Origin of the sequence: Arenibacter hampyeongensis (genome assembly GCF_002909255.1) — a bacterium.
Classification (GTDB): Bacteria; Bacteroidota; Bacteroidia; order Flavobacteriales; family Flavobacteriaceae; genus Arenibacter; species Arenibacter hampyeongensis.
Genome location: NZ_PIOB01000004.1, coordinates 189,963 through 206,332 on the forward strand (window position 1 = coordinate 189,963; position 16,370 = coordinate 206,332).

At 37.5% G+C, this 16,370-nt stretch carries 13 protein-coding genes; all 13 read right to left on the reverse strand.

Going from position 1 to position 16,370, the window contains the following annotated elements:
* Positions 1–144: 144 nt before the first annotated feature.
* Positions 145–774, reverse strand: coding sequence for a response regulator transcription factor (locus tag CWD91_RS11635; RefSeq protein ID WP_317045612.1), 630 nt, complete (start codon positions 772–774; stop codon positions 145–147).
* Positions 775–1,709: 935 nt separating this feature from the next.
* Positions 1,710–3,662: a PorP/SprF family type IX secretion system membrane protein gene (locus CWD91_RS11645; RefSeq protein WP_103441132.1), complete on the reverse strand. Its 1,953-nt coding sequence runs from the start codon at positions 3,660–3,662 to the stop codon at positions 1,710–1,712.
* A 262-nt stretch (positions 3,663–3,924) separates the two neighbouring features.
* Complete coding sequence (locus CWD91_RS11650) at positions 3,925–5,199, reverse strand: TolB-like translocation protein (protein WP_103441133.1); 1,275 nt, start codon at positions 5,197–5,199, stop codon at positions 3,925–3,927.
* Positions 5,200–5,443: 244 nt separating this feature from the next.
* Positions 5,444–7,999, reverse strand: a complete 2,556-nt coding sequence (locus tag CWD91_RS11655; RefSeq protein WP_103441134.1) for a c-type cytochrome — start codon at positions 7,997–7,999, stop codon at positions 5,444–5,446.
* Between the two features lie 277 nt (positions 8,000–8,276).
* Positions 8,277–8,651 carry a group I truncated hemoglobin gene (locus CWD91_RS11660; protein ID WP_103441135.1) on the reverse strand — a complete coding sequence of 125 codons (375 nt, stop codon included), beginning with the start codon at positions 8,649–8,651 and terminating at the stop codon, positions 8,277–8,279.
* A 364-nt stretch (positions 8,652–9,015) separates the two neighbouring features.
* Positions 9,016–9,804 carry an anti-sigma factor gene (locus tag CWD91_RS11665; protein ID WP_103441136.1) on the reverse strand — a complete coding sequence of 263 codons (789 nt, stop codon included), beginning with the start codon at positions 9,802–9,804 and terminating at the stop codon, positions 9,016–9,018.
* A 1-nt stretch (position 9,805) separates the two neighbouring features.
* The gene (locus CWD91_RS11670) at positions 9,806–10,339 is read right to left on the reverse strand and encodes an RNA polymerase sigma factor (protein ID WP_103441137.1); all 534 of its coding nucleotides are present in this window, start codon (positions 10,337–10,339) and stop codon (positions 9,806–9,808) included.
* 66 nt (positions 10,340–10,405) lie between these two features.
* Positions 10,406–10,993 carry a superoxide dismutase family protein gene (locus tag CWD91_RS11675; protein WP_103441138.1) on the reverse strand — a complete coding sequence of 196 codons (588 nt, stop codon included), beginning with the start codon at positions 10,991–10,993 and terminating at the stop codon, positions 10,406–10,408.
* Between the two features lie 254 nt (positions 10,994–11,247).
* Entirely contained in the window at positions 11,248–11,889 is a 642-nt protein-coding gene (locus CWD91_RS11680) for a YceI family protein (protein WP_103441139.1), read from the reverse strand.
* A gap of 122 nt (positions 11,890–12,011) precedes the next feature.
* Positions 12,012–13,229: a bifunctional alpha/beta hydrolase/OsmC family protein gene (locus tag CWD91_RS11685; protein WP_103441140.1), complete on the reverse strand. Its 1,218-nt coding sequence runs from the start codon at positions 13,227–13,229 to the stop codon at positions 12,012–12,014.
* A 3-nt stretch (positions 13,230–13,232) separates the two neighbouring features.
* Positions 13,233–13,916, reverse strand: coding sequence for a DUF2490 domain-containing protein (locus CWD91_RS11690; RefSeq protein ID WP_103441141.1), 684 nt, complete (start codon positions 13,914–13,916; stop codon positions 13,233–13,235).
* Positions 13,917–14,128: 212 nt separating this feature from the next.
* Positions 14,129–15,505, reverse strand: coding sequence for an amidohydrolase family protein (locus CWD91_RS11695; RefSeq protein WP_103441142.1), 1,377 nt, complete (start codon positions 15,503–15,505; stop codon positions 14,129–14,131).
* Positions 15,506–15,619: 114 nt separating this feature from the next.
* Positions 15,620–16,354 carry an NYN domain-containing protein gene (locus CWD91_RS11700; RefSeq protein ID WP_103441143.1) on the reverse strand — a complete coding sequence of 245 codons (735 nt, stop codon included), beginning with the start codon at positions 16,352–16,354 and terminating at the stop codon, positions 15,620–15,622.
* Between the last annotated feature and the right edge of the window lie 16 nt (positions 16,355–16,370).

Sequence of the window (16,370 nt, forward strand, 5' to 3'; positions counted from 1 at the left end):
TTGAGCTTTAACAGCCTATAAAAATTTGAGACTCATTTAACCTTTTCAACAATACACCATCATTGGCAAAAGCTTGTTTTGGCTTCCTGAAAGAATTACCGATATTATTAAGAGTAGTTGTTTAACCTTATAAAGACGATTCGTTTAAATTAAATTTCCGGAATGTTCCAATTCCCTTAATTTATTCAGGGCCTCCGATTTTGAGTTGACATTCAATTTTAAATAAATATTCTGAATATGAAAGTTTATGGTACTTGGGGTAACATATAAATTATTGGCAATTATTTTATAAGTTGCGCCCTGGCTCAAATAATCGATTATCTCATTTTCCCTTTCTGAAAACGAAGCATACGATTTTCTTTGGAACATTGAAATAATTTTTTTGGCAATATCATTGCTTATAGTAGCTCCTTCGTATTTTATGGCATTCAAGGCCCGGTGTAAACTATTTATGTCTACAGGTTTTGTAAGGTAGCCATTCGCCATATTTTTGAATGCCTTTTTTACAATTTCAAAATCATTTTCGGCACTTACCATGATAATTTTAACCTTGGGGTCTTTTTTTCTAAAGTGGCCAATTCCTTCAATACCACAACCTTCGGGCATTGAAACTTCGGAAACAATAATATCGGGCAGAACACTGTCATACTCCAATAGCGCATCCTTTACAGAAACGTATACTCCTTCAAGTGAATAATCTTTATAAGTTTCAAAATAATATTGATAAGCCTTGTGAAAAGACAAGTCGTTGTCTATTACAATAATTTTCAGCATATTGGAATTCATATTTTGTGGGGTTTGGGGGATTTCTTACTGGTATTTTAATTTTGAACGGACTTGGTTATGGCCCAAATGGAACATTACTAATTCTATATTGAACAATGTGCTTTTTTTAAGACAATGGGTATTTCAATCCAATTACAAAGTCATAATTCACTTAGGTCAGTATATATAAACTGCCATTACAACCATCAAGTGCATTGGCCCAAATAAATCATAGTTGAATTATAAGAACAGGAATACTTTAATTCCTTGTCCAACACTGTCCATAATATTCTCCTAAGCCTATGCAACTTGTTAAAAAGGACCAGTTGTTATTTTTATTGAATTGTAGGGTTCCCGTATAAGATAAGGGGAGGACATTTTTTCCTTCTCCTTTTTGATCACAGGTAAATTGATCCTGCTTTTTTGTTAGGTCAATGTAGGATTTCATGATTTGGGACTTGGGATTATTTGATTAGTAGCTACTCTTTCTGTTTAATTATTTTAATGATCAATTACTTAGCGATGGGACACAAATTAAGAGCGTAGGTTCATCTTAAGATTATGTGCCGATTGCATTTTTTACTTTCAAAGCTTAAAATTTTGTTAATAAAAGTTAAATATAGAAATTATATTTAAAAAACCTAAATAAAAATGACGAATTTTCCTACAAAATAATTTTGATTGGGTTATTATGAATTATTATTAAAAAAATATCATTTTTACTGAAGTATTCTGATTAAATATATAAGGGGTTGATTCTTAGTAAACTACAATTAATTATGCATTTTGAAATTTTATGGCCTAAAATTTTTCCCCTTAGCCAAGAAAAAGTGAGTGTAGGAAAAGTGGAATTGTAGGGGTTTGCTTATTATTTCTTTGATTATGACGACAGGATGGATTTCATTTTTATTGTCCATTTCAATGCGCATTAAATAGGGTAAATATTATTCGAAGCGGTCATTGAGTTCATCCTCGTCTTCGTATAAATTCTCGGCGGTAGCGGGGTTGTTATAAACCTTCATAATCCATTTATCGTTTTGATATTTCCCGTCCAAATCCGAGGTGTAGGCCATTTCGGCGTCATTCTTCTTATTATAATCAGCTAAATATACATAGTACAGTCCATTCTCCTTATTAAAAAATTGCTTTGCGCCTACGCCCTGATTGTTCAAATCCTTTATAAAGGAATCTACGTTTTCCTTGTTCTTATATACATTGGCTATCAAATAATATCCAGATTTCACTCCAGTTATACCTGCATGCTGTTCCATCCTTATTGGTAATTTTGCAAATTCTTTACGTTCGGCATTATTTATACGGTAGATCTTTTTTTCTTGAATATCCGCCACAGCTGTTTCGTATTGTGCATTGTTTGATTTTTGAATATCGGATTTCATATTTTGTTTTATTTCATCCTTTATGATATGTACCAGCATATTGAACCTCTTTTCAATCTCAATTTTGTTCGCGGTTTCCAAGGAGTCCTGCCTTAGGATCAATCCATCCAATATCAAACGATTTTCAGAGGCAAGGGTATTTTGGCATCCATCACTTTTTTCGGTCACACTTGTATAGGCGGAAGTACCTGTAGTACCATTTGTACCTGTGTTGACCGTTAGATTTATAATATGGTCATTGGCGCTTTTATTTTTTACGAGTTCTTTTAAAAGTAAATGATTTTCATACGCCAGTGAATTTTGACAATCACAATCGTTGTTTTCATCTGATAGCCTAAGCATTTGGGCACCAGAACCTTTTTCTTGGGGTAAATCCGCTGATGCCAGTTGCTTCTGAGATGGTAATTTTCTTTGAGGTGTTTCGCTCTTTTTTATTTTGGCATTTAACTTGGCTATTTGTCCCTCATATCTCCTTGTCTGAACTTCAATTTTGTCATACTTGGGTTTTGACGGCTTTCTGGAACGGGATTTTGCTATGTAATTTCTTGGATGGGAAGTATTGTTTTTAAAGGTATAGGCCAGGGTTATTTCATGATTCCAGCCAAGGCTGGCCCCGTACTCCAAAAACTTCTTTTCAAATACATACCCAATGGATATCTTTTTGCTAAGATTAAATCCAAGACCAAGGGATAGTCCATATCTGTTGTCCAAGGTGGTCTGTAGCCAACCATACTCGGGCAGATCCACCAATACGGAACCCATGAAGGAAAAATTGGCTTCCTCCTTGCTGTGCAATTGTATGAGAGGCATAATTCTGGCCTCGGAAAATAAACCCCTGCGGGCATTCACTATATACGTATATTGTAGTGAAGCTTTTAAGGTCTTTTCACTAAATTCTGTTACTATGCTATTTGTGGTCTGATTATAGCTGAGTAGATTTTCCGCATACAATCCAAAATCAATTTGCCCAATTGATAGGGCTATCCCTGGTTGAACGGCCAACTTGGTTTCTTTTCTGGCATCCATTATCGTGGGGTCATTCTCCAAGGCAATAACCCGATTCTTATCTATCCCCTGATTTATATAGGTGATATTTACACCAAAAGTCAATGCACTCTTTTTGCTTAGTTGGGTTGAGTTGGCATAGTTGGCATTAAGACCAAATTCTTGCATAACACCTTCCAAATGGGTATAGACCCCAATACCAACTGCTGCATTATCATTGATTTTGTTGCTAAATCCTAGAAAATAGTTCTGATTGTTATCAGCAAAGGTGGCATACTGGTTCCTGTGGAGGATATTTAGGTAAGATTTATTCTCCCTTACCAATGAGAAGGCAGGATGAATTAGAAATCGATTGAATACCAGTTGATTGTGATAGGAGGTGTTTGAACTAAAGTCCGAATTAATTTCTTGACAATAAATAGTGGTTTCGCAGAGCAGAATGCAAACAAATATAAGGAAGTTAACCTTGTTAAATATGGCAACTCTGCAGTTCATCCAAGGGGGGAGATTTATGTTATTCCGATCATAATGTGTTCCTTATAATCATATATGGGGTGTCTCTCGGTTAACTTGGATCATTCATCTTAAGTTGACCACGAACCTGGTCGGGGCTTCAGAAAAGTGTACTAGAATTAGTCCAAAATTTACTGAGGACCAAAGTAGTATTTTGTAAGTAAAATCTTACTAGTAATTTATCATAGTTTTGTTAGGCCGAAGCTAGTTCATTAGATTTAAATGTATATAATTGAAATTGGATTTACTCCTCAAAAACAGTATTTGAATAATTAATTTGTGAATTGTCATTGATCGATTCTAAAATATTGAATTGTTTTTTTTCCAATAACCTTTCCCTTTTTTCCTTTGAATATGTGAATGCCACTCGTTGAGGAATACTTTTGCTTTCACCTCTGTTGGACATAACGTAGCCCATTCCGTTTTTTCCTGTTAGTAAAATTGAAAAGTCATCTTCAATACTATTGATGTCCGACCCCAGGTTGACAGAGGTGCCTACTTTTTTATGGTCAACTTGCACCATGTATACGTCAAGTCCACCAAGACCTTGTCTTCCTTCGGATGCAAAAACTAGGGAAGACCCCCCTATTATCTTAGGATATAGGTCATTGTCGTCCGTGTTAACTTTTTGACCTAGATTTTTAGCCGAACCAAAAGAGCCGTCCCTTTGAATGTCCGCCACATAAATGTCATATTTGCCAAAGGTACCGGGCATGTTGGAGGCAAAGAACAATCTTTTTCCGTCTGGTGAAACAGTAGGGTGAATGGCCGAGTAATGTTTGGGTGCCAACACAACTTCCTTTACGTTTTCCCATTTTCCATTTACCTTATTGGCCTTGTATATTCTGTGTACCACTTCCTTTTTTGAAAGTACCCCATATAATGGTTTTGTATAGACGGCCTTGCTAAAATATGCGGTACTACCATCTTCAGTCATTGCGATTGGGGCATTGTATGCAAATTTAAAATTCTGCTTGTCCTCAATATTGGATGCCAACTCATTTTCCAGACCTAAATCTTCCAATGTCAATTCCTGCGAAACCACTGATTCTTGGCTCTGTTGAAAATTGAAATCTCGATATTTACCTTCCTTTTCAGGAAGAATGGTACTTTCCACGGGCCTGTTGTTTATTTGATAGTCCACTTTAATCTGGGCAAGCCAGTCTTTATCCTGAGAGGTACTTTCGTGGACGGTAGATCTTATTTTTTTAAGAGCGAAAAGGTATCTTTCATAATAACCTGCCTTTACCGTAGTACTGGGGTTTGTATCAATCAATTTTTTATACCAAAATATGGCTTCTTGGTAATTCTCTACCAAAAAGTTGGCATTGCCTAAGTCTTCACATATTTCATTTTCCTTATATCCCAATTTTAGAAGTTGTTGGTACTTGTCGGCTCTTTTGCTGTTTTCGTAACTATTGGGGTCATTATAAATTTTAGCATCCTGTGCTGGCAACGAGTAGAAAAATAACATAATAATGCAGCCAATGATTCCTCTGAAATTAATGGATTGGTTCATATTATTGAATATTGGGGTGTTAAACTAAACAAAGGTCTAGAAATTTGTAGGAATAATAATTAGTAAAATTTCATAGGTTTTCAATTATTTTGAGTTCGATTCCCATCTAATCAGAATTGGAATGCTTATACTGTGGACGCCATTATATCTATTATGGAAAAAAAATGGTCCCGATATTGATCGGGACCATTTACGAACATTAATACGTAGTATTTTTCCTACCACCAGTATTGCTACATCGGAATTACTGAAGTTCTGATTTTCTTGACTGTGATTTCAGGAAAGAAAACAGGTCAACAATTTCCTTTTCATTCAATCTATTCAATAAAGAAGGCATCATGGCCGATCTTTTGGAAACTTCCTGCGTCTTAATATCGGCCTTGATCAACTTTGTCAGTTGTTTTGGGTTTAATGGATTTTCATTGATAATGATGGTATCATTGGTTTCGTTGATAACTCTTCCCCAATGACTTTTTTCATCGTTCATGGTTATTTCCACTGCCTCATATTGGTCCGAAATGGTCTTATTGGGATTAACGATTGCTTCGGCAATATCTTTAGGGGAAAAACGCGTAGTTACCTGTGTTAGATCGGGCCCTATGCTGGCGCCCGTTCCATTAAGACCATGGCATGAGCTGCAGAGCACGGCTTTATACATATCCTCACCGTTTTTCAAATCCCCATTGTCTCCCGCAGCATTGTAAAGTTTAACTATTTCAGCTGTGGACCAGTTTTTACCAGGGCCTTTAGGGTGTGGTAGGTCCGCCAAATCCGTACTGTTCAACTGAATTAATTCTTCACCGGATAAAGCCAACAGGTTCTCCCTTTCAGCCTGTGGCACGTGCACCAGTGCATTTTCCCTTATTTTTAATAAGAACCCTGAATAACTTTCACCTCCGTTGGCTGCGAATAGTCTGGAATAATAAGTGAAATATTTTTCCCTTAACGCTTTGGTCCATCCATTAGGGGCATAGCTTAACGCTTTTACATAATGTATTAGCTCTGCAGGAGGAGTATTGGATTTCATACGTTCAATGGTTCCTCCATATTGCTCACTACGTCCGGTTACATCCTTTTCTATTATGGTCGTTATTTTTTTGGTCTGGGCCAAAGTGTCCAATAACTTCATTGTTTTTGCAACAACCGAAGGATCTTCCACATAAGCCAATAATTGTACCATTTCCCTGTTCACCTGATTGCTCTGGGTAGGGTAGTGGGGATCTAATTTTTTGGATATTTCGGATTTTACATCCTTGTTAAACTCTCCTCTAATAAATAAAAGATCACATGCCCTAATAAAATCTGTTTTTAGATTAGTTGTTAAGTCAGGGAAAGATATGTCCATTAATTTTTTCATGGCCATTACCTTATTATCCTGATTTCCTATCCTCGCCAGGGCAATAGCACTTTGAATTAAAATGGAAGGACTGTTTTCGGCAACAAGCCTTTTTTGAATCAGTTGTGTATCCTGGTATTCCAAAGCTACTCTGGCCGCATATCTAATTCGCCTGTCCGCATGTTGTAGGGAAGACCAAATAAGATCTAAATCCCCTTTCTCTTCCGATGCAAATGACTCCAGTTTTCTTCTAAGATTTTGTTCTTCATTAACGGGCGTGCCCGTAACATCCTTGGCCTTATCCTCTCCATTGAAGAATACGCGGTACATTCCGGACTCCAATCTTCTGCCACCGGTAAGAAAATACATGGCGCCATCATCCCCGGCAACTCCATCTGTCAAAGGGAGGGAAGCCCCTGATAAAAATTCTTCCTTGGTGCCTTTATAAGTGGCCCCATCCGGTGCCATTGAAATAAAGTACATGGTTCCAAAACTCCAGTCGAACACAAAAAGTCCGTTTTTGTAATATTCAGGAAAGGCCAAGGTGTTTCCAGCTAAGACTCCTGTAGGAGAGCCTTGTCCTATGTCCACTATACCGGGTACGTTATCAGGGTAATACGCAGGCCATTTACCAGAGCCTGTTCTCCACCCAAATTCCGAACCATTGGTTATATGGCACACTCTAATGGGTCTATACCAAGGGGACCCCATGTCCCATTCCATATCGGAATCAAAAGTAAAAAGTTCCCCGTCCGTGTTAAAGGCCAGGTCATAGGCATTTCTAAAGCCAGTTGCAATAACAGTTAATTCCTTGCCATCTTTATCGGTTCTTGCAACCCAACCTCCGGGTGCCACCACGTCATTGGCATGACCTCTTGGATCTTTAATGGCATCAAAAAGTTGGTCCTCTTCCCAAATAGGTTTTTGAATGGAATTAAAGGTTTTTGGCAATAGGGTATGATTACCCCCTGACATATAAATATATCCATCAGGGCCCAATATAATTCCATGTGGACCATGCTCGCCTCGACCCACAAATTGGTATAAAAAGTCCACCTTGTCCAAGGTGCCATCGGCATCGGAGTCCGTTATTTTATACAAGCCGCTTTCCTCCTGATTATCCGAATTGGACATTACATAAAGGCTATTATATGCCCATAGTAGTCCATGTGCATTACCTATATTCAAAGGAATGGAATCAACCTTAATTTTCTCCTTCGAACCAATTTCAGGTACTTCTACGTAGTATAAAGCTCCATATTGGTCCGAGGTAATAAAACGACCCTTATCATCTTTGGTGATAGATACCCAGGACCCTTGGTCCATATCACGTGGACTGTATAATTTTTCAACTACAAAACCATCTTTGACCAAAATATTCGGGTCGGATTCAATTGGAGTAGGGGACTTACAGCCCATAATCATTAGAGAACATACCAGTGCGGATGTACAAATTTTACTCATACCTAAAATTGTTTAAATGTTTAAGCAATTATTTTTCACATCCTTAAAGAAAGGGTTGTTTGTCGACTTCGGGATTAAAAAACAATCACATTGTACTAAGCATCTAATATAGGTAAAAGTTTAAAACCTGTATTATTTGAAATTCATTTCTATGGCATCATTGGCGTTTTTTTATAAAAAATCCTGAAATGAAACTAAACATGGCTTAAATGTTAAATGCTCATTCACGTATAGACTTCAATTATATGTTGATCTAGCTGTTTTATCGTATGTCCAATTATAACCGGATGACGCCTCCTTTAAGTGAATAGAGAATCGCCAGAACATCTTTTTTGTCTTCATCCCCATATTTATTTTTATCCATGGCTTCCAATATATCATCTACAACAGCCAAAAACTCTTGTTCTGAAATATTCATGCCTTTATGGGTAGTAACCAAATCTCTACCTTTGTATTCTTGGGGACCACCCGCACCTGCACAAAAAAAATGGACCGTATGTTGTTTAATGGTCATCAGTCGTTCTGGTTGATCTTTATAAGGTGTAAATCTTGGACTTACATGTGGGTTGTTCATGTGTAGATTTACTACATCATCAACCAATTTCGTAATTCCCTTTAATTCTCCTAATCTGTTATAAAGTGTCCGTGTCATAATAATATTCTTTATTAGTTAATTTCCTTTATCAAGATTAGACTCTTTTTAGGTATGACAATGGTGTAATTCATTCAAATAATTACATTTTTGATTCATTTATAACTTAATCGATCAATTTCGAATTGGTATCGGGCATGGACATTCTGGAAAGCGGGTAATATAGTAGGTTGCAATTAATGCAATTGAATAAATTGGATTGGTCCAAGGTTATAATGCCCCAAAATTCATGAAGCTCGCAGAAAATATATTATGGGGTGAAAAATTCGCAATAATTACAAATCGGGAATTAAATAAGGTTTGTGGAAGTCCAACTCCCACAAACCTTATTTAATAATAATTGATCTTCGTATACTCCCATTTTCTAGGAGGTGGCCACCCCTAAGGTATAGAGTTGCTCCAAATTTGGAGCGGCACTACCGCCAGCTGGTTCCAATGTTATACCAAATGCTTCAGATTCATTGGGGTTGGCCAAGGCAAATACCTTATTATCATCCTCAACAAAATCCTCTAACAGTCCCATGCTGGTCGGTCTCAATGGATTTAATTTTAAGGACCACACCTGGTAGACAAATCCATCTGGGGGATCAGGTAAACCTTGGGCATCTATAAATACTTTCTTTTCGTGCTTGTTCCAATACGCTTTTGCGTAGGAGGTTGGTGATACCGTTTGTCCTCCCAATGGCACCACAGTAATATTTTTATCACGAATGGTCGCGAGCAATTCGTCTTTTTTGGCCAATGAAATCTCAGAATCGGCAATCTGTTGCTCCAAAGTAATATTTTGTAAAGAAACCACTTCAATATCTGATATTAGTTGGTTGTTCTGTTCGTACAACCATATTAATCCTGCCATGAATATTAAGGATACTGCCCAGCCCAAATAGGCTGTCCAACCAACTTTATTCTTTGTTCCCTCGGTAAGGGGGAAACCTTCCATGTCCATCCTATTACGGATATCATCAAAACCTATTGTCCCGGGAGAAACTGTTCTCGTCAATGACAGGACGGAAGCTTCAATGGCCTCTATTTCCTTTTTTATCTCAGGGTACTTTTCCGCATTTAGATACACTTCCAAATTTTCTAATTCGGAAAGAGTACCTGCAACGTAAAGTTCCAAGATACCTGATGCTATGTATTCCTTTGTATCCATATTATAATGCCAGGTTGTTCCGTATTTGGGAAATACAACTTCTATTTCTTGTTTTTACCGTTCCCAATGGAATATTCAATTCTTTTGATACTTCCTTCTGTGTAAAGCCCTTGAAGTAAAGCAGCTCTATTATCTCGACACACTTTTCTTTTAAACTTAGCAAATGATTTTTTAAACCGATGATATCTTCCTTACCACTTTCATGATCTTCCTTACTTTCCAAAATACCTACGAAGTAATCAGCTGAAAGGTTCTTTTTACTGTTTTTATACGACTTACTGCGAATTTCATCGATGGCCGCATTCCTGGCAATATTTAATATCCATGTAAAGAACCTACCCTTGGAGGCATTATAACTCTCCGAATTGTTCCAAACTTTCATAAATACATCCTGGCAGATCTCTTCTGCAACATTGGAATTCTGAACAATTGTGTTTATAACCCCACAAATATTTTCAGAATACATATTATACAGCTTTTCAAAGGCGACAGTATCCTTTTTTTGAAATTGCGCTACAATTAATTCTAATTCCATTCAAGAATTTTTTTAAAGATAAAAAAAGCTGCCCGATAAGCAGCTTAATAAATTTGCAAATAGTTTCTACTCAATTATACCGGCACAACTTACCCTACCACCAGCGTCCCCAGTGGGTTGGGTAACAAAATCATCGACCCCTTGATGTACGATCACTCCCTTTCCCAAAAGGTTTTTGGCCTCATCATCGCAGCCTAAACACCATTCATCGGTAGAAAATTCAACAGTGGCATTGCCTTCGCCATCAGCTGTGAAATTGCCAATATCTCCTCGGTGATAGCCTTCCGTAGATCCCCATTTGCCATGAGGGGCAAAGGTAGGGTTCCAATGTCCTCCAGTAGATTTTCCGTCTGCAGAGGAACAGTCCGCCTTTTCGTGAATATGAATGGCGTGCTCCCCTGCTGTTAAACCAGCTAAGGTAGCCTTCATGCTAACACTCCCGTTTTCCTCAGTAAAACTTACTTCTCCCTTAACATTACTGTCACTTTTTGGTTCTAGGGAAAACTTAAGGGTTTTAATCTTCACTTCCTCTTTTATGTCTTTGGCAATGATTTCTTTATCTTCAATAACATCCATAGCTTCCTTTTTTGCTTCTTTACAGCTATTGGAAGCAATGAAAATAAGCGCCAAAAACAGCAACTTTGTATGTTTCATTTTTAAGTAATTTTTTGTTAAAAATAAAATTACCAATTAATTTAGGAGATATCAAGCCGCCGTATGATATGGGTTATTATTGGACCGAATAGAGTTAAAAAATATACTTAAACTGAAAATCCCCGTTTTTAATTCTTTCTAAAACGGGGATTTTCTATTAAAAAATGTTTCACAATACTATTGAACGGGCATTGTCAATTGGTCCTAACTGCTCATTTGGAATTATTCTTATGAAACAATATTCGCTACAAGGCTTACTTTTCCTGCAAAAGAACGTCGGCGTGTACGGCAACTTCGCTCCATGTTTTACTTATGCCATCTTTTCCAGTGTGCAAAGCTTCACACGCTTTGTTTATGGACGCTACGGCATTTAAGGCATCCCAATTCTCCAAATTCATAACACCGCTGAATGAATAGCTATTGTCACCGGTCATTGTATGATCTAAAGGAATATTTTGTGTTTTTCCGTTTAAAGTAACCTCTATGGAGCATTTATCCTCTCCAGAAACCATAAATTTCCCAGAAATGAGTTCAGTATTCTCCATAACCCCGAAAAAGAATTCCAAAATTTTGGGATCCCTGGTACCTGTGGCATCATTGGTAAATAAGCTACTCACGGGAATACTAAAAGTAGTACCGTTTAGGGCTTCCATGGCAGTGCTGCCTTCATTGGTATTTGTAATATTAATTTTGGTAAACTTGCCACCTACCGGTAATTTTTCGGTGGTCTTATAGGCCGTGAAACTAACTTTGGTAGAATCTTTGACCAAACTGAATTTTTCGGAAGATGTGGCCTCCAATTCTACAGCCTGTCCATCTTTTTCTTTTTTGGCATCCTTACAACTTATCCCGGTTATTAAAAGCAAGCTCAAGCATGCAAAAGCAATTTTTCTCATGATGTTTTATTTGAAATATTAGCCCTAAAGTTAAGCATAAAATAATGCCGAACAATTCTTTGAAATGATTTAATCATATTTTAAAAAAGTAGCGTGTTATAAGGCAAATAATGGAAACTGGTCTAATTATTTAGTAATGTGGTGGTTACCCTTGTTTCACTGTGTAAAGTCCTATGGACGGGGCATTTATCTGCGATTTCCATTATTCTGGAAATTTGTTTTTCGTCTAGTTCCCCTGTTAGTTTAATGGCTCTACGAAACGTATCTATTTTTGCCTCATTGGATTCACAGTTTTCACAATCGGTAGCGTGTGTTTTCTGATAAGAGATATGTACTTCCACGTTTTCCAATGGCCATTTTTTTCTTTTGGCATACATCTGAATGGTCATCGCCGTACAGGCCGATAGGCCTGCCGACACCAATTCGTAAGGAGACGGGCCAAAATTGTTTCCTCCGTAAGAAACTGGCTCATCAGCAGTGACATAGTGACTTCCAACTTTCATTTGGGTAGTAAATCCGTCGGCATTATCCAAACTGGCCACCACTTCTTGTTCTGTATCCAAGGCTTTGGATTCTGGCATCTCCAAATACCTTTTGGACCAACTTCCAATAATTTCACCAACATAGGAAGCGTCTAAAGCGTTGTTCAACAAATGGTCTGAACCATCCAGGGAAACAAAACTTTTTGGATGGTGTGCGGCTATGTATATTTCCTCGGCATTTTTTATCTCCACAATTGTATCCTGTGGTGAATGAAGGATTAATATTGATTTTCCAATGTTTCTTAGGGTTTCTTGAAAGGTGTGTGATTTTAGATCTTCCAAAAATTGTTGTTTTATGGTAAAACTTCTTCCCCCAATATTTACTTCTGCAGCACCTTTATCGTTGATAGCATCGATATCATTTTTGAAGATATGTTTAACGTGTAATGGACTGGATGGAGCACCAATGGTAGCGATGGCCCTAATGGAGGATATTTTTTGCGATGCTAGAATGGCCGCAGCTCCTCCTAAGGAGTGACCTATAATCAAAGTCGGGGAAACGTAATTTTCCTTTAAGTAGTTGGAAGCTTCCAATAAATCTTCCACGTTTCCTGAAAAATTGGAATCGGAAAATTCACCTTCACTTTCCCCAAGACCTGTGAAATCGAATCGCAAAACACCAAAGCCTTTCGCAGTAAGGGCTTTGCTTATGTTTTTAACGGCCTTAAAGTTTTTATTACAGGTAAAACAATGGGCAAATAGGACAAAATTATGGGGGATTTGATTGGCGGGCAAAGCCAATCGCCCCACCAGGGTTTCACCTTTGGTATTCTTAAAACTTACTTTTTGCAGGTTCATACGCTATTTTTTTTTCAGTATACTTCTTAAGTCGGGATTATAGGTAATACCTATCTGAAGTCGATCGTAATGTATCGTTGCAAAATGATTTTTTAAGTACCCCACCTGTAGACTCATGTTATCGGTTACGTTTATTCCCAATGCGGCATAAAGGCGGTTTTGACTAAAAATATCATCTTGAAGATTTATAAAGATCTCGTCGTAGAAATTTAGGAAAAAGGTATTGGTCAATGGAAGGGTCATCTGCAAACGATAGCGCATCCTATGTTGTACATCCGTACGATCTTCAAAATCCAAAAACCGTTGTTCCAAGGTATATCTGTGTTCAAAGTTAAATTCCCATACCTTATTTTTTAAGAAAAATCGTTCAAAAATTCGGTGCTCTAGATAATTCGTTTCATCGGGGAATTCCTCATAACTGCCGTCCGTAACAATATATCCATATCCCAATGTAGCCCATGCATTGGCATCAATATGATAGTTTAAACCAGTTCTCAAAAGCAATTGGTTAAAATTTTTGGCCTGTTCGTAATAGCGTAGCTGTGCTTCTGTGTGGATACTTAATTTGTTGCTAATCCTATTGGTGCCGAAATACATGTGCCAAGACCCCAACTTGTTTTCACCATTTTCCTGTGCTTTTATTGTAAAGGTTGAGATAAGGATAAGTAAGCCTAAAATATTCTTCATAATGTTAACTTGTTTCTTGTTTTTGTGTTTAGGTTATAATTTAGTTTTAAATAGCTAATTCTTAAAAATAACTATTCTACCGAAACCTTAATTCTAGGGATTTCCAGTAAAATTTCATCGAGCTTAATATGAATTTTGAGATTATTCCATGGCCCTAAAACCGCATATTGATGCTTCCCTGTTTTGATGGATAATATTTTAATGGACCAATATTAGTTTTGCTTGGCATTACTGGCAATTTCCTTCAACTTTTCGTCTATGGATTCCTTGGACAACCATTTTCCCCGGACCATAACACCGGAAATTTCTTTTAAAGCTGAAATATCATTCAAGGGATTGGAATTCAATAATACCATATCCGCGTCCAAACCTTCTTTTATTGTCCCGAAAGTATTTTCCATTTCAAAAAATTTAGCTGGGTTCAATGTTCCTGATTGCAAAATTTCCAAAGGGGTAAGTCCAGCCTTGACCATCCCTTCTGTTTCGTGGTGGATTGAAAATCCAGGGACATTAAATAATTGGGGTGCATCCGAACCCAGTAATAGACCATGTCCATTGTGCTGTAGTTTACTAATCAACTGCCTTCTTATCGCCGTAAACGTATTCCATTGCTCTTCATTAAAACCGGTACCCGGACTGGTGGATTCATCTTTTCTTCTTTTCCAGTCCTCCAAAGTGGAAAGGGGCATATATTTCATTTCTGGTTGCTTCAACAAATCATCCGAACTAATTGGGGCGTACCATCTTTCAAATAAACTTTGAGTGGGTACTACCCATACCTTATTTTCCTTTGTCATTGTTACCAATTCATCTATTTTGGCAGAATCGGCAATAGGGGTAAAGGCAAAGCCAAAAAATCCATTTGCAGAAGGGTCCACACCTTCGGATTCCGGCACAAGTCCTTCCAAGTAACCATCTACATGGTCTATGGAAGCGTATTTGCTGGCCAGTGCATGTCGTATGCCAACCATTACCGGAACGTGACCAGAAAAGGGAATATTAAGTTTATTGGCGGTTTCCACCATTTGATCAAAAACCTCCAATTGCATCCCTGGATATATTTTTAGAAAGTCGTATCCTTCATTCTTATAGGCAGTAACTTTCTGTACGGCCTCTTCTTTGGTAGTAACGGTATTTCCATTGAAAGAGGGACTTGAGGTAAAAATACGGGGACTCAAAACTTCGCCATTTAAAGCTTTTTGCCTTAATTCTAAATGACTTGGATGACCCAGCATTCCCCTTATAGTAGTTACGCCATTGGATAAGTATAGAAACAGGGTTTCCTTAATACGTTGATCACTGGTAGGAGGTTGTGGAATATGCGCATGCATTTCTGCAAGGCCAGGGATTAGATATTGATCCTTACCCTGGATCGTAGTACGGTAGTCACCAGAATTTTCGACCGATTCCATTATTTTCTTGATCTTTCCGGAATCGATTATAACCTGGTGCTTTTCCAGTATATTGCCATTGCTGACGTCCACAATATTAACATCGGTGATCAATATTGCGGTTGGGCTAACTTCTTTCTTGGCTGGGGAACAGGAAAGAAAGGTTACAAAACAAATAAGTAAACTAATTTTTTTCATTTTGATATCGGTTTTAAGTTAGTGCCATTGTTGTTATTGACTAAATCAAGGGTAATCCAAAACAAATTATCAAGTACGGAACTATGTTTTATATCTAGTTAAAAATTAGGGACGCTACCTATTTCTAACATAGATTAATTTAAACCTTCCCTTGACATTTTCCCGTTGGTCTATTTCAAAGTTTTTAATGGATTTTATTAAGGGTGTCAATTTTTGAAAACCATAGTTTCTAGAATCAAAATTAGGTTGCTTCTTTTGAAGAAGACTACCTACATCCCCCAAGAATGCCCAACCATCTTCGTCAGCAAGGTCGGAAATGGTGGAAGCAATGAGTTTAATTTCCTTTTGGGTAATCTTGTCCACATTGTCTTTCTTGTCTCTTTTATTATCCGCTGTTTCAGAGGAATTTTCCTCGATTTGATTTTTAAGGATTTCTATGTAGATAAACTTGTCGCAGGCAACAATAAAAGGGTTGGGGGTTTTCTTTTCCCCAATGCCGATTACATTCATACCGGCCTCCCTCAACCTAGTGGCCAGTCGCGTAAAATCGCTATCACTGGATACTATACAAAAGCCACCTACTTTGTTGGAATACAAAATATCCATGGCATCAATGATCATGGCAGAGTCGGTTGCATTTTTTCCGGTGGTATAAGCATATTGTTGTATAGGCGTAATGGCATTTTCCAATAACAGATTTTTCCATTTGGACAATTTGGGATTGGTCCAGTCGCCATATATTCTTTTTATTGTGGGGTTGCCATATTTGGCAATTTCCTCCATCATCTCCTTAACATAGGCAGAGGGTATATTGTCACCATCTATTAATACTGCAAGATTTATTTCCATTATAAGTAATTATTAT